The 14,431-nt window shown below is 58.3% G+C and carries 16 protein-coding genes and 1 pseudogene; 7 read left to right on the plus strand and 10 right to left on the minus strand.

Going from position 1 to position 14,431, the window contains the following annotated elements:
• Positions 1 to 147: 147 nt before the first annotated feature.
• Positions 148 to 762 (minus strand): c-type cytochrome, encoded by a 615-nt coding sequence (locus U5A65_RS26560; RefSeq protein WP_321948354.1) that lies wholly within the window; start codon positions 760 to 762, stop codon positions 148 to 150.
• Between the two features lie 713 nt (positions 763 to 1,475).
• Here U5A65_RS26560 and U5A65_RS26565 point away from each other — a divergent pair.
• A pseudogene (locus tag U5A65_RS26565) lies at positions 1,476 to 1,916 on the plus strand (ion channel).
• Positions 1,917 to 2,142: 226 nt separating this feature from the next.
• A complete protein-coding gene (locus U5A65_RS26570) occupies positions 2,143 to 2,502 on the plus strand; it encodes a potassium channel family protein (protein ID WP_321948355.1) in 360 nt (119 codons plus the stop codon).
• 32 nt (positions 2,503 to 2,534) lie between these two features.
• On the opposite strand, the gene U5A65_RS40990 is transcribed toward U5A65_RS26570, so the two are convergent.
• Both U5A65_RS40990 and U5A65_RS26575 read right to left on the minus strand, forming a co-directional pair.
• Complete coding sequence (locus tag U5A65_RS40990) at positions 2,535 to 2,846, minus strand: response regulator transcription factor (protein WP_415765650.1); 312 nt, start codon at positions 2,844 to 2,846, stop codon at positions 2,535 to 2,537.
• Positions 2,738 to 3,001: a hypothetical protein gene (locus U5A65_RS26575; RefSeq protein WP_321948356.1), complete on the minus strand. Its 264-nt coding sequence runs from the start codon at positions 2,999 to 3,001 to the stop codon at positions 2,738 to 2,740. Before U5A65_RS26575 ends, U5A65_RS40990 begins: the two co-directional genes overlap by 109 nt.
• Positions 3,002 to 3,089: 88 nt before the next feature.
• Here U5A65_RS26575 and U5A65_RS40995 point away from each other — a divergent pair, with 88 nt between their 5' ends.
• A complete protein-coding gene (locus U5A65_RS40995; RefSeq protein ID WP_415765652.1) occupies positions 3,090 to 3,380 on the plus strand; it encodes a P27 family phage terminase small subunit in 291 nt (96 codons plus the stop codon).
• 157 nt (positions 3,381 to 3,537) lie between these two features.
• Positions 3,538 to 3,762, plus strand: a complete 225-nt coding sequence (locus tag U5A65_RS26585; protein ID WP_321948358.1) for a hypothetical protein — start codon at positions 3,538 to 3,540, stop codon at positions 3,760 to 3,762.
• Positions 3,763 to 4,048: 286 nt separating this feature from the next.
• Here the strand turns inward: U5A65_RS26585 and U5A65_RS26590 are convergent, their stop codons facing one another.
• The 3 genes from U5A65_RS26590 to U5A65_RS26600 all read right to left on the minus strand — a co-directional run bounded on the left by U5A65_RS26590 (position 4,049) and on the right by U5A65_RS26600 (position 6,356).
• Complete coding sequence (locus U5A65_RS26590) at positions 4,049 to 4,777, minus strand: amino acid ABC transporter ATP-binding protein (protein ID WP_321948359.1); 729 nt, start codon at positions 4,775 to 4,777, stop codon at positions 4,049 to 4,051.
• A gap of 37 nt (positions 4,778 to 4,814) precedes the next feature.
• Positions 4,815 to 5,474, minus strand: a complete 660-nt coding sequence (locus tag U5A65_RS26595) for an amino acid ABC transporter permease (RefSeq protein ID WP_321948360.1) — start codon at positions 5,472 to 5,474, stop codon at positions 4,815 to 4,817.
• A 69-nt stretch (positions 5,475 to 5,543) separates the two neighbouring features.
• Positions 5,544 to 6,356 carry a transporter substrate-binding domain-containing protein gene (locus U5A65_RS26600; protein WP_321948361.1) on the minus strand — a complete coding sequence of 271 codons (813 nt, stop codon included), beginning with the start codon at positions 6,354 to 6,356 and terminating at the stop codon, positions 5,544 to 5,546.
• A gap of 773 nt (positions 6,357 to 7,129) precedes the next feature.
• Here U5A65_RS26600 and U5A65_RS26605 point away from each other — a divergent pair.
• The 3 genes from U5A65_RS26605 to lysA all read left to right on the plus strand — a co-directional run bounded on the left by U5A65_RS26605 (position 7,130) and on the right by lysA (position 10,075).
• Entirely contained in the window at positions 7,130 to 7,360 is a 231-nt protein-coding gene (locus U5A65_RS26605) for a DUF6356 family protein (RefSeq protein ID WP_321948362.1), read from the plus strand.
• A 153-nt stretch (positions 7,361 to 7,513) separates the two neighbouring features.
• The gene (gene metC / locus U5A65_RS26610; RefSeq protein ID WP_321948363.1) at positions 7,514 to 8,692 is read left to right on the plus strand and encodes a cystathionine beta-lyase; all 1,179 of its coding nucleotides are present in this window, start codon (positions 7,514 to 7,516) and stop codon (positions 8,690 to 8,692) included.
• Positions 8,693 to 8,836: 144 nt separating this feature from the next.
• Positions 8,837 to 10,075, plus strand: a complete 1,239-nt coding sequence (gene lysA, locus U5A65_RS26615; protein ID WP_321948364.1) for a diaminopimelate decarboxylase — start codon at positions 8,837 to 8,839, stop codon at positions 10,073 to 10,075.
• Between the two features lie 689 nt (positions 10,076 to 10,764).
• Here the strand turns inward: lysA and U5A65_RS26620 are convergent.
• The 4 genes from U5A65_RS26620 to U5A65_RS26635 all read right to left on the minus strand — a co-directional run bounded on the left by U5A65_RS26620 (position 10,765) and on the right by U5A65_RS26635 (position 14,299).
• Positions 10,765 to 11,541: an alpha/beta hydrolase gene (locus U5A65_RS26620; protein WP_321948365.1), complete on the minus strand. Its 777-nt coding sequence runs from the start codon at positions 11,539 to 11,541 to the stop codon at positions 10,765 to 10,767.
• A 774-nt stretch (positions 11,542 to 12,315) separates the two neighbouring features.
• Positions 12,316 to 13,137 carry an enoyl-CoA hydratase/isomerase family protein gene (locus U5A65_RS26625; protein ID WP_321948366.1) on the minus strand — a complete coding sequence of 274 codons (822 nt, stop codon included), beginning with the start codon at positions 13,135 to 13,137 and terminating at the stop codon, positions 12,316 to 12,318.
• 194 nt (positions 13,138 to 13,331) lie between these two features.
• The gene (locus U5A65_RS26630; RefSeq protein WP_321948367.1) at positions 13,332 to 13,778 is read right to left on the minus strand and encodes an OsmC family protein; all 447 of its coding nucleotides are present in this window, start codon (positions 13,776 to 13,778) and stop codon (positions 13,332 to 13,334) included.
• Positions 13,779 to 13,852: 74 nt separating this feature from the next.
• Positions 13,853 to 14,299: an Ohr family peroxiredoxin gene (locus tag U5A65_RS26635; RefSeq protein ID WP_321948368.1), complete on the minus strand. Its 447-nt coding sequence runs from the start codon at positions 14,297 to 14,299 to the stop codon at positions 13,853 to 13,855.
• Positions 14,300 to 14,431 lie beyond the last annotated feature (132 nt).

A 14,431-nucleotide genomic window follows, 5' to 3' on the forward strand; every position in this document is an offset into this window, starting at 1 on the left:
GGAAACCTTATGACCTATAGGCAGCGAAGGTGAGTCATTTGACCGCGAATGAATCTTGCTGCGCCTTGCCAGTGACGCGTTAACTGAGACCATCTGACGGACGGAGCAACTTGTTCGGAGTCTACCGAACCGCAAAGCGGGGAAACCTCATTTGGATTGCAGATAGACGGCCACGGCCTTGGCCTGTTCGTCATTCAAGGTGTGCGCCACTGCGCTCATCACGGGCGCATTGCCACGCGTGCCATTTTTGAAAACTTCGATCTGATGCAACAGATATTCCTTGTGCTGCCCGGCCAGCCGCGGGAATGTGCCAGATCCCTGAGCCTCGGCGCCATGGCATGTCGCGCAAGCCGGCACGCCCTTATCCGGCACGCCGTGCTCGAAGATCTCCTGCCCCTTGGCCGTCAAGGCGGTATCTCCAGTCGCGCCTCGCGTTGCCGGCTGGTGCGAGAAATAGTCGGCCAGCGATTTGACCGCGGCGTCATCCAACAGCGCAGCCATGCCCCACATGTAATCGCGGGCGGTGTTTTCGCCACGCGCGTGCTCGCGGAATCCCTTCAACTGGGCTTCAATGTATTGGGGTGTCTGTGCATTGAGCTTAGGAAACATCGGCGATTCGCTACGCCCGCCTACACCGTGGCAACCGGAACAAATCTGCATGGCAATGCGGGCGCCATCCTCGCTTTGTGCGAGGGCTGGCGTCAACGTGAGGCCGGCGACGGCAAGCAACGCGATCACGGGAAAACGTGTACCAAGGATCATTTATTGTCTGCGTTGTCTTCAAGTCGAACGGATGGATGATGCCAACCTGTCCGGTCAGCGTAGGATATTTTCGGACTCGACACAATGGGAAAGTCTAAGGCGGACGTGTTGCCCCGCACACGCGACCGGTGCGGGTACGTTGCCTCAAGCAGCGGCGCCTGATGGCGCGGATCCCGAGTGTTTCGATCACACTCAGGGCGGTCTGTGAAGCGCTTTGGCATGACACGCCCCTCCAAACAGGCTCAGCCTGTTCGTTTTCGCGGTGCAGCACACTGCCCGGCCGTCTCATGTGTGCTCGATGGGTAGTCGTGACCATCGGCGGAGGCGCCATGCAGTCCTACACGATTGCCCGGTTCGGCCGAGCATCAACCGGCTGGTGGGGTGGAGCAAATGGCCGTTGTACCTGGAACCGGTTGGTGGATCTTCGCCCAGCCGAAGGGCAGTTCAGGGGTCGACTACGGCCGACCGCGTCAGGCGGTAGTCGGGCAATGAGCCGTCGTTCGTCTGTACCGGCACTCAGACATTCAGGCGGCTGCTTCGCACAGGTAAGCGCCCGATCGACAGGCCCGATATTTGGAGCGGCACATGACTTGGTGCGGCTGAAGCAATGTGTCCTATGATTGGTCGGGGTAGCAAGTTTTGAACTTGCGATCTCCGCGTTCCGGATGCGGCGCCTTATGTACCAGACGCTCCCCCTGAAGACGGAGTCAATCATGCTACACAATATTCTGGCCGCCGCTCCGGCTATGGTCCTGTGCCTGCTCCTGTAAGGCGTTGTGGTCGCCGTCTGCCTGCGCCGGTACGCGCGCTTCCGAGGTAACGTTAGGAGTCGGGACTTGCTATGGGTGGACGTCCTGCTATTGGTAACTGTGATGATGCTGACCTTGCTGTGCAATTTCGCCCAAATGGCAATCTGGGCTGCGCTGTTCATGTTCTTAGGAGAGTTTTCCGATTTCGCCACTGCTCTGTACCATTCCGCGGTCGATTTCATCATGCTGGGCTACGGCGACATTGTCATGTCCAAGCACTGGCGCATGCTTGGGCCAATCGAAGCTGCCAACGGCATCCTGATGTTCGGAGTCTCAACTTCGGTGATGACGGCTGCGGTCATGGATGTGATTAAGTACCATCATGCCCGGCTGCAGAAGGAGTAGCCGTGAAAGCAGGCACACGTCGGGCGCCGCAACACCAAGCGGGGCCGTACCCGACACATCGAGGCTCACGCAGCTTCGATTGTGTTGCATCGACCGGTTGAATCCGCAGTTGACTTGTGCCAGCGTGGGCGACGATCGTAGCCTCGCGGTATCCCGGCTATTCAGTGCCGTACTCTATTTCATCACCGTTGCGTATCTCCTCCGCTACGTATTCCAGCCGAGGATCATGACGCCCGATAAGTTGTTTGGCGCCGCAGCGGCGTATCTGTTGATCGGTGTCCTCTGGGCGTACATCTACGCAAGCATCGGATACTTCTATCCACGGCCGTACATGATCGTCGGGCAGTCGGGGCGGCTCCTTTATGCCGATGCGCTTTACTTCAGCATAACCGTTCTCACGAGCACAGGCTTCGGCGCCATCACGCCACTCGCGCGCCCGGCGCGCGGCATGTGCATGGTTGAACAGATCACCGGCAGCTTGTTCGTCGCGATCCTGATCGGCCGCCTCGCGGCGTTTACCCGCCGCGAGAGAGTTATACCGACGGCAAATCCTAGGAAGTTAGGAAGCTTTGTCGAGTCGATGTGACCGCTGGCGATATGCGTCGACTCGACGGCAAACTAGACTGATTGAGGGGCGGTTGTACCTCGCAAGTCTGCGTTGGGAGCAAGCAAATCGAATTCAATCAGACAACAGACGAGATCCGGCACAGTACGCATCTGCATTTTCTCCATCACTCTAGCCCGGTGGATCTTGATTGCCTTTTCCGCCGCGCCAAGCCTCGCTGCAATGACCTTATTGGAGTGTCCAGTTGCGACGAGCATCATGACTTCCCGTTCGCGTCTAGTAAGGTGGTCGATTCGTAACTGAATTTCTGCCCATCGCCTGCGCTGATCAAACACTTCTCCGGCCTCCCGAAGTGCGCGCGCCATAGAACCGGGCAGAACGTCACCTCAACCGGCTTCTCCAGAAAATCAACTGCACCCGCCTTCATTGCCGCAATCGCCGACTGCATGTTGCCGTGAGCGGAAACAAACACAATAGAGGCGGTCATGCCCAGGCGACGCTGCACCTCCTGGCCGTTCATGTCGGGCAGTCGACCGTGAGAAAAAGATACGAGCGGGACACTGCGCGCGAGTCACGCGCGCAGGATATGGCGTGACACGCTCTCGAGCTTGCCGCCTGGCTACTTAACGCAAGCCGACCGGCCGCTCTTGTGCGCGTTTTGCGAAGCGAGCGCACTGAATCAGGGTGCCGCGTCGACAATGGCGCGTGAAGGCGTGGTGATCGAAATCGACGGCAAGCGCACGACGCACCCGGCGCTCTTGGTGTTTCGCACGACGTGCACTTCGCTTGCGTCGCTCTCTACCAAGTTGCGGCTCGCACTGAGTGCGCGCACGACGCGCGACACCGCGAGCACCAAGGCAAGCGCACCGGTGAACGCGCGCCGGCCGTGGTCTCGATGATGATCGTATTGATTTGCACGGCCGGTTTTCGCCACGTGTCCGGCCGGTGCCCTGGTCTTGCTGGCCGGCTTCGATGCACGCTCCCGGCCGGCGTGATGCGGGCCGATGGCGCGGCATCGGCAAGGCCCGCGCACCCCTTTGCGCAAGAGAACGGATAATGACCGCGTGCCCGACGATCGCATGGCTCACAAACGGCGCTCACCGGCAACTCGAAAGCTTCGCGAGAGAACCCCGCATGCCCGCCGAAGCGCTGGCAAGCGAGCTTGTCACCGAAGGCTTGCGGGCACTCGATGCACCGCCCGCGCCGGATCATCCGGTACCGCCTGTACAAGCCGTGCTCACCGATGCCATGCGCGAGCGGATGGTGCGCCGGCCGTGCTGAGCGCTTGGTCACCGTGCACTCGCGGAAATAGATGTCGCGAGCCGCAAACCTGTTCCCGAATTCGGCGCGATCGAGCTAGACGATTCGACCGGCTGGAATAGAGCGAATCGAGAATCGCTGATTAGGTTCCGAATTCGGGGACAGGCTCATCGGTGAGATCTCCCTCACCTTTTGGCCTCGGTATTGCACTGGCTCCTGCCCGGGTCATCGGCTCGCTCCCGGTTCAGTCGATCTCATCGCGAGACTCGCGGCGCTTTGTGCACGAACGGAGGCCGCAGGAACGCGATCAGTGGGGTAGCACGCGTTTGAGAAATTCCTTCGCACGCTCCGATTGCGGATCTTCGAAAAAGGCGTCCTTGTGAGCGTCCTCGACGATAATTCCCTTGTCCATGAACAGGACACGGTGCGCCACCTTCTTCGCGAAACCCATTTCGTGCGTGACGCACATCATCGTCATGCCTTCGCGCGCAAGTTCGATCATCACGTCGAGCACCTCGTTGATCATCTCGGGGTCCAGCGCGGACGTCGGCTCGTCAAACAGCATCGCAATCGGATCCATCGACAGTGCCCGAGCAATCGCAACACGTTGTTGCTGGCCACCGGACAACTGCCCAGGATACTTGTCGGCGTGTGCCCGAAGCCCAACCCGGTCAAGGAGCGCCAGGCCCTTCGCGGTCGCGGTCTCGCGATCCCGGCCGAGAACCTTGATCTGCGCGAGCGTCAGGTTTTGCGTGATAGACAGGTGTGGAAACAGCTCGAAATGCTGGAACACCATGCCGACCTTCGCGCGCAGCTTCGACAGGTTTGCACGCTTGTCCCCAACTGACTGACCGCCAACGACGATCTCCCCTTGCTGGAACGGCTCGAGGCCGTTCACTGTCTTGATCAGCGTCGACTTGCCGGAGCCAGACGGACCGCATACGACAACCACTTCGCCCTTGTTGACTTCGGTCGTGCAGCCAGTCAGAACCTGAAACGATCCGTACCACTTCGACACATCTTTCAGTGCAATCATCAAAATATCCTTATGATCCACGGGCAGCCTGACTTCCTCAGCGAACGTGCGCCTGCGCAAGCCGCGCTTCTACGTGACGCTGCCCCCACGACATTGCCGTACTGAGCAGCCAGTAAATAGCCGCCGCCGCCAAATAAAGCGGTAATGGCTGAAACGTGGACGCAATGACTTCCTGTGCGGCACGCAGCATCTCAGTCACGGTGATCACTGAAACCAGCGACGTGTCCTTGATCAGGCTGATCAGCGTGTTGCCCAGGCTCGGCACAGCGATCCTCAAGGCCTGAGGACAAATGACGTACCGCAGTGTCTGCAGGTGACTCAGGCCAAGGCTGTGTGCCGCACTCCACTGTCCCCGCCCGATACCGAGAATCGCACCGCGCATACTTTCGGAGAGGTAGGCGCCAGCGTTGGCCGTCAACGCAAGAATGCCGGCGCTTGTCGGGTCGAGAGAGATGCCCAGCCCGGGCAACCCGTAGTACACGAGGAAAATCTGCACGAGTAGCGGCGTGCCGCGCATGAGGCTGACATATCCACGGGCGACGCCGGCAACCAGCGGTTGTCCACTGATACCCATGATTGCGACGATGACACCGACGCACAGGCCAAGGACGGCAGCGGCCAGCGCGAACTTCAAGGTAACCATCGCGCCCATCAAGAGGACGGGCAGAGCGTGAATGACAAGATCAATTGGTGTCATGCGATGAATAGCCTAATGTGCGCGCCACCCAGTTCGGAAGCGGAGCGGCGCGGCATATGGGAGAGGAGCCTACTGCGAGACCGGTTGCGTTACATCAGTGCCGAACCAGTGCATGGAGATCTTCTTCAGCGTGCCATCATCCTTCATCGCGCTGAGTGCACCGTTGATTGCCTTTTCGAATTCCGGATTACCCTTTCGGAACGGAATGCCCATTTCCTGGTCGGCTCCCTTGAGCACTGCGCCAGCACGCAGCGGCAGATGCGACGTCTTGATGATGTATGGCAGCATCAACCGGTCATCGAGCGTCGCATCGATTCGATTCGACGCGAGATCACTCAGCTTTTCCGCCGCGCCGGGGTACGTCTGCGCATTAATACCTGTCACGGCCCTCGCCATCTGGTCATAGTTCGTGCCAAGGGTCACTCCCAGCTTCTTGTCCCCCTTGAATTCATCAAGGGACGTGAAATCGCGTTTGTCATTGGCCCGCTGGATCAACTGGGCGGCAGAGAACGTGTACGGCTGGCTGAAATCGAGCGCCTGTTTGCGCTGCGGGGTAATGGTGACCTGGTTGACGATCACGTCAAACTTTCCTGCTTGCAGGCCCGCGAGGATGCCGCTCCACTCGGTGGGTATGAATTGCGCCTTGACACCTAGTCTGCTTGCGAGCGCCTTTGCGACATCCACATCGAAGCCTTCGAGTTCGCCGGTCGCGTTCCGGTAATCGAACGGCGGATAGGTACCCTCCAGGCCGACGCGGAGCACGCCGTTCGATTTGACTGTTTCGAGCAGGTCCTGGGCGTGGGCGCTTGCACCTGCGAAGCTGAACGCAGTCGCGACGACCGCACCGCGCAAAAGCTGGCTGATAAGGCTTTTGAAGTTCATAGTCCCCTCATTGAATGTACGTTACTCGTTATACCTGGTATGCCGAATGCGGAATACCCTCTCCAGCTCATTTACAAAACCGCCCTCCTGTTTAGATTCAACGACAGACCGGGATGCCAGGCAATTGACACGACGGCCGTGCGGGCACTCGAGATACGCTCAATGCTGCACCGGAGCAAGTTCAATGACTGAGGCGCGCCGAATTTAGCGGATTTGTCAACTATCTGCCAATTCAGGTTAAACCCTCGGTCAGTGGCGCTCACACTTGTACAGCGATCTGGGTAGCAATCAGGGCATCAACTCTTCCCCCGCGCTAGCCTTGTGTGGAAGCAATCCTAAGGGCGCCACGAGAGAATTTTTTTTTAAATGCCGTCCTGTTTATCCCCTAAGAGGAAGAACGAAATTCTCCCTATGGCGGATGGGAGGATCTCCAGAACCGCGATGGCAACCGCAGCGGGAACGACGCACGGAGGGGGCGATTTCAGCCAGGCAGGTGCTCGAGCACATGCATCGTCACGTGATGTCCGGGCGTGGATTGAAGCGAGACATCCAGTTTTCGGTGGCAACTTCACCATTCAACGGGTCCAGCGCGCACGACCCTGATCCAATAGAGAACTATTTCCTTCAATTTAAGGGGAAGACGGTAGGGAGAATAAAAAAATATTCTCCTTCCGCCTTCGTACGATAACGGACTTCGAAGGCTGGATGCGACGCACCGAAGCAGGAATCGCATCCGCCACCCCTCCCGGACGACAAGCGAAGAGGCCTCATCCATGATCACCCTGCTCCGACTTTTTCGCGAGCATCCCAACTCGGTCGACGAGACGTACTTCCAGCACATGAGAATGTCGTTCTCATTCAGCATTCCCATGTTGCTCGCATCGCTTGCCCTGCTCGTCCACGCACTGTTTCCGTTCCTTTTCGTGCGTACAGGCAGCAAGGTGGTGACCTCGCTGCATGACCGCATGGTGGCGTCAAGGAAAAGACGTGGCGCAACAGACTGAGCGATACCTGCCGCTCTCGCCGCACGTGCTCAACACGGTTACGACAAGGCGTGACTGCGTGCGAGCCTTCGCTGGGCTGCCCCGCGAATTTCAAGCTTTCGCAAATCTAACGAATAACAGTCGGCCACCAGAATGGTTCGACAAGGAATAAACATGCATCCTGAAACCGTTTTACTTCACGGCGCCTACGATCCGGAGACGTTCGGCGGTGTGGTGAATCCGCCTGTCTTCCGTGCATCGACTATCGTTTTCCGCGACATGAAAGACATGGAGGCGAGAGCCAGAGCCATGTCCAGCCCGGAAGGTCAGGAGCTGTGGTACGGGCGCAAAGGCACGCCGACGACGTTCGCACTCCAGGAAATGCTGGCGCAACTGGAAGGCGGATATCGTTCATTGCTCGTCTCATCGGGCCTCGCTGCCTGTACTAGCGCGATCATGGCATTCGTCAAGTCCGGTGATCACGTACTGATCTGCAACAGCGTGTATGGGCCGACACGGCATTTTGCCGATACTGTCCTGCGACGCTGTGGCGTCACGGTGACCTACTATGACTCGACGGCAGGATCCGGCATTGGCGCGCTGTTCAGACCCAATACGACTCTCGTTTTTCTCGAGTCACCGGGCTCGCAGACCTTTGAGGTGCAGGACGTCCCGGCGATCTGCGCTCAGGCTCGTAAGAGAGGCGCAAAGGTTGTGATGGACAACACGTGGGCGACGCCACTGTTCTTCAAACCTTTCGAGCACGGCGTCGACGTATCTGTGCACGCGGCAACGAAGTACATAGTGGGCCACTCGGACGCGACAATGGGCGTAATTACTGCCAACGCTGAGGCGTGGGCGACCATACGCGAGTATGTGTATGCCGCGGGACTTCACGCCGGACCCGATGACGCCTACCTCGCCCTGCGGGGTCTACGCACGATGGCAATTCGCCTGGAGCGGCATTTTCGTCATGGCGTGGATATCGCTAACTGGCTGGCCAACCGGCCGGAAGTCGAGCGCGTACTGCACCCCGCGCTGCCAGATACGCCGGGACACCTGATCTGGGCGCGTGACTACAAGGGCGCTTCGGGGCTGTTCAGTGTAGTGCTAAAGCCGACGTTTTCCCGCGACACATTCCGCTCGTTTATCGACAATCTTCACCTGTTCGGGCTGGGCTTCTCCTGGGGCGGATTCGAGAGCCTCGTGATGCCGTTCGATCCCCGCCATGAGCGACCAGACGGCAACTGGCCGTACGATGGATTTGCGTTCCGCCTGCATATCGGCCTCGAAGCAAAGGAGGATCTGATCGCCGACCTGGAGAATGCGCTGCGCTTTCTGCACGCGCAGTAAGACTGCGAACACAACCCACCGCTCATTCTTTCGATGGAATCCTCACCTCAATATGGCTTCGAGATAAATAACATTCAGGATCAAGCCGACTCCTAACCGTCGTCATCATGTTGCCCACTCATTCATTTGCCTTATTCGACTGCCATGTCTTTCGACCCACTCCAGCTTGCTGCGCTCGCCGAACGCCACCGCACCCCACTTTGGGTATACGACGCCGATACGATTCGCGACCGCATCGCTCGCCTGCGGCAATTCGACGTGATCCGGTATGCGCAAAAGGCATGCTCGAACATTCACATCCTGAAACTCATGCGTGACGAGGGAGTACTCGTCGACGCAGTGTCACTGGGTGAGATAGAGCGTAGTCTCGCTGCAGGATTCCGGCCGAATGGCGACCCCGAAGGCGTTGTTTTCACGGCTGATCTGATCGACATGCCAACGCTTGAGAAGGTGCTCGCTTCCGGTATTACGGTCAACGCAGGCTCTCTCGACATGCTCGCACGCATCGGTCAACATTCGGCCGGCCACCGTGTCTGGCTGCGCGTCAACCCAGGCTTCGGGCACGGGCACAGTCGCAAGACCAACACCGGGGGACCGCAGAGCAAGCATGGGATCTGGTTTGAAGACGTCACGCGCGCCATCGAAATGGTGCGTCAGTATCGGTTGAAGCTGGTCGGCATCCATATGCACATCGGCTCGGGCGTGGACTATGAACATCTGTCGAAGGTATGCGACGCGATGGTCGACATCGTCGAATTGCTCGATCATGACATCGAGGCGATCTCGGCAGGTGGTGGTCTTTCAGTACCGTCCCGCGAGAGTGAGCCGAGCGTTGATGTTGATCACTATTTCCGCCGGTGGGACGCGGCGCGCAAACGGATCGAGCGGCATCTTGCACACCCGGTGCGAATCGAGATCGAACCCGGTCGTTTTCTGGTCGCCGAGGCTGGCACGCTCGTGACACAGGTACAATCTATAAATCATCGGCCCGACCACGACTTTGTTCTGATTGACGCAGGTTTCAACGACCTTATGCGCCCGGCAATGTATGGCAGCCATCACGTCGTGACTGTTCACGCTTGCGACCGCACGCCTCCCGAAAGCCGATCGCTTGCAAGCGTCGCGATTGCGGGCCCGCTCTGCGAATCGGGTGACGTGTTCACGCAGGACACCACTGGAGTCGTTACGCACCGGCAGTTGCCGCGACCCCAGATCGGCGACCTGCTGTTCTTCGGTAGCACCGGCGCGTATGGTGCGTCGATGTCGTCGAACTACAATAGCCGGCCACTCGCGGCCGAAGTGCTCGTGGACCGGGGTGTGCCTCGGCTCATCCGGCGTCGCCAGACAATTGATGAATTGCTTGCTCTCGAATTGCAGGCGTAACGATACGCTAACATGGTACAGCCTAGGCGTTACATCCCCCACCGCGCGATTGTCACGTTCGCGGACGCGCGGACAAGAGCGGCGACCAGTGCTGGCCGGCGACGGCGTGGCGCTGAAGCGGAGTGGCAGGTCGAAGCTGCCCGCCGCTCAGCTACTTCCGGTCTCGGCAAATTTGAGACAATGTCCGGCATCCTCGGCTGGACATTCGGGTGTCGGCTTTGCTTCGCCTTCCGCCGTTCGCACAGACGGCGATAGACGGTAACTCCGTGCAATTGGATGGGGAGTGCCGTCTCGGTACTGCTGAAGTAAGTCCGCGGCCCCCCACTTTCCAGCAACAGCCCGATAGCATCAACCGCTTAAAGCAGATTCGACGTATTGCCGGAGCCGGTTATGCCCAAAGCCGTCTCGAAGCCGAGACCAACACAGCCCTCAATATCTGAGCATTAACAAGGCGTAATTGACAGCGCTGCATGTGCCAACATGCGTGCGGAAGGAATAGAACTGTAGCTCGATGCTCCCGACGAAATAGTCGGCGCCAAGCTCAAGAGGGAAGTTAAACGGCTACGAAGCAAGCTTAAGGCTGGGCTGCTGGGCTGCGTCGAGTTCGTCAAAACTCGACCCCATTCCGTCGCTTTGCATCCGCGAACCCTATTCGAAAATCGCATTCGGCAAGCAGTCTGGCCTAATCCTCAAATCGCTGATTCCGGTCCGCTTTCGAGATATGGCGACACCCATGTGGCAATACAACGTGCTACATACTCTGCGTCTTTGCTGTCGCTTAGCAGATGGTCAGCTCGATCCAACGATACGAAACTCTTTGGATGCTTCGCCGCAAGGAAAATCTTTTGCGCCTGGTCAATGGTGACGGTGTCGTCCAGAGGAGAATGAAGGACAAGTAATGCTCTCTTCAACTTCGCGACCTTCTCTTCTAACCGGTGTTCATCGATGTCCTTGAGGAATTGCCGCTTGATTGTAAAGTCCCTGCCGGCAAGCTGAACAGTTAGTGTGCCGAGTTTCTCGATCGATTCGATGCTGTCTTTGAACAAGTGCTTGATATGCCCCGCGTCACCAGGTGATCCGATCGTAACGACCGCTTTTGATTCGGGTATTTCGGAAGCAGAGGCCAAAACTGCCGCACCACCCAGACTATGTCCGATCAGTGTGCTTGGGGCCTGATGCTCCCTCCTGAGGAAAGCCGCGGCCGCCAACAAATCGCTAATATTGGAGGAAAAGTTACTGTTGGAGAAATCGCCATCGCTGTTACCAAGCCCGGTAAAGTCGAAGCGAAGTACGGCAATCGACTGTTCAGTCAGCGCTCTAGCAATCCTCGACGCAGACTTCAAGTCCTTGCCGCAGGTAAAGCAATGCGCGAACAGTGCGTATGCCACAGGCTCGTCAGGAAGCTCAAGGAGTCCGGCTAGTGATTCACCCTGGTCGTTCTCGAAGGAAATCTTCTGCTTAATCATTGCGAGGCTCCTCAGCGTGAATTTGGCGGTGACGAAACGCCAAATTTGACTGTCGAGAGTCGACTCAAAGCTGAATACTCTCTGTCCGCGTCGACGATTATTTACCAAACAATCTGCGGTGGCAATGCGATGGCTCCCGGACCTTTTACCACCGTCGAATGCGCCAGTCTGTCTTGAATTGCGGCAACTACATTCGAGATCAACCTGTCACGAGATTTCCATGGATCCCCTGGATTGCGCTGTATTCTCGCGTCCCATACCGGATTCGGCCTTCTTGATCGAACTCTATTGCGAATCTAGCTGTTTGAAACACAAGTCCACTCGTGGTGCGGCGGTCTAACCAGAATGTCCACCGACCTCCAAACTGGTCATCGACCCGTACGTGCTCGAAGAGCCCCGCTACTATCGCCGCGTGCGCGCTCAGCCGGAAATTAAATTCCTTGTCGCGCTCAAGCCGAAAGTTCCGGAAACTTGCGTATGCCAACGCCTCACACGAGAAGATCTCGTCGATGTATCGGTAGGCTAGTTCGTTGATCCGTATTGCGTCTTGCTCCTGAGCCGCGACTTTCTGTCGTCGTTGCTCGGAATACTCCTTGAAAGCCATTCACTTCTCCGGATGTTTATTGGACCATGCGGGGAAAAAGATTCTTGACTCCGCCTGCGCTTGGAGAGCGCTGAGTGCAAACACGCTACGGCGCGCCGCTTCGGCGGGCGCCGCACGAACTGCACGCGAAGACTCAGCCCTTCGGTGCCACACCGAGCGGCGCCTTCGAGTTATCCGTTTCCCGACTGCCCTAGCTGAGGCAGGTACCTGCCGAAGTTCATCTCAAAGTCACTCGGCACTCCGTATGCCAGGCCACGAAGCTTGGCACGACGAGCCTGCCCAGCTGGCGAGGCCAGCGAAGGGAAGAACAGGTCGATGCTCGACTGGAGTTCGGCGGCAGTCGGCATTCCAAAACGATTGATCTGAGTTTTCGCTGCGCCGAGCGTCTCTCGGTCGAACGAGGCCAGACGCAGGACAAGCGTTTCGACAAAAGCGTCGAGGTCGGCATCGTCCAGCGCACGGTTTATCCAGCCATACCGTTCGGCAACGTCGGCGTCGAAGTCATCGGCGCTGAGGACAAACTCGAGCGCCCGCGAGCGGCCCATCAGGCGCGGCAGCCATTCCATCGCGCCGCCGGCCGGGACCAGGCCGACGCCGACCTCTGGATTGCCGAAGATCGCGTTCTGCCGGCTGGCGAAACGCATGTCGCACGCAAGCACGAACTCGTTCCCAATGCCGCGCGTGCGGCCTCGAATCTTGGCAACGCTCACCACTGGCATCGACGCCAGGCGCAGCACGGAATCGCGCCAGAAGCCCAGCACCTCTGGCCGTTCTGCTGCCTTGGCTACGTCGAGATGGGCGACGAAAAAATCGGGATTCGCTGACTCGAACACGACGACCTTCACGGACGCATCGGCCTCGAGATCGGCCAACAACGCTCCGAATTCGACGATCGTGTCAGGAACAAACATGTTGATCGGTGGATTGCTGAAGGTGACCGTCCATCGGCCCGGATTGGTGCGGTCGATGTCGAACTGCGAAGCGTCTGACATGGTGCTTCTCCAAAGGTGGATTCAGAGACCATTTTTGGGATCAGGGTGATCTCGTGCCCTGCCAGCTTTCACGTCCGCAGACGCTTCCGACACGCAAGCCAAGCAGCGACAAGCTTGGTCTTCACGATGGGAATTCCCTAAACGATGTTCAGTGACAGGCACGTGTCTCCGCGGGAAACACGTGCCCTGCCGGGTTAATGCGTGACGATGTTCGTGGCGATTTCAATGTTGCCGCGTACCGACTTTGAGTACGGGCAGATCTGATGGGCCAGGTGCGCGATTTTCTCAACGACCTCTTTCTCCAAACCCGGAACGCGGATGTCGAAATCGGCGCCGAGGAACCATGCGCTACCGGTCTGGCCAATGTTCACCTTGATGTCCACGGAATAGTCGGGCGGCAGCGTGACCTTCTTCAACTGCGCGGCAATGCCGAACACCGTGGTGTAACAGGCCGACCAGGCGCCGGCAAACAGCTGCTCGGCTTGCGGGTGGGGGTCGATGCCGATTAACTCGACGTTTTCAAGGCCAGGTGCTGTCAGCTTGAGGTCGTAGGCGCCAAACTCGCCAGGCTGGACATTGGGGTCGCGGTTGACAGTGGCGTGGGAGTTGCCCGCTGCGACGACGTTTTCAATCTTTTCCATGATGGATTGATGTGTATATAAGGGGTTCAGGCAAATTTAAATCTTGCGCGATGTAATCGTATGCGCTGTCTTGGTCACGCGGTGACGACGTTCAGGCCGACCTCGATGTTGCCGTGCACGGCCTTCGAGTATGGGCAGATCTGATGGGCGCGGTTCGCGAGCGCCTCGACCACTTCCGTTGCCAGGCCCGGAGCGCGGATCGTGAACTGGGCACCGAGGCAGAAACCGTTACCGACCGTCCCGACACTGACCTGGATGTCCACGGAATAGTCGTTGGGCAGCGTGACCTTCCTCATCGAGGCCGCAAGCTCGAACGCGCTGATGTAACAGGCCGACCACGCGCCCGCGAACAACTGCTCGGCTCGCGGGTGGAGCTCGGTGGCGAGGAAATCGCGGTTCTCACCGTTGAGCGCCGACAGCTTGAGGTCGAGCACGCCGTGCTCGCCGCGCTGGACGTCGGGGTCGTGATTGACCGTGGCCTTGGAGTTACCCGAGAAGAGGACTTGATCGATCGCGGTCATGATGGTTCCTGTGTCAATGAGGGGTTAATCTATGTAGATCGCATGCGATTTATTCGCTTGCGTCGCATGGTGACGAAAGATGCCTGCGATGTCAATCGCAAAAGATTACATCGCATGCGTGTCATTGATAGG

Origin of the sequence: Paraburkholderia sp. J10-1, assembly GCF_905220165.1 — a bacterium.
Lineage (GTDB): Bacteria > Pseudomonadota > Gammaproteobacteria > Burkholderiales > Burkholderiaceae > Paraburkholderia.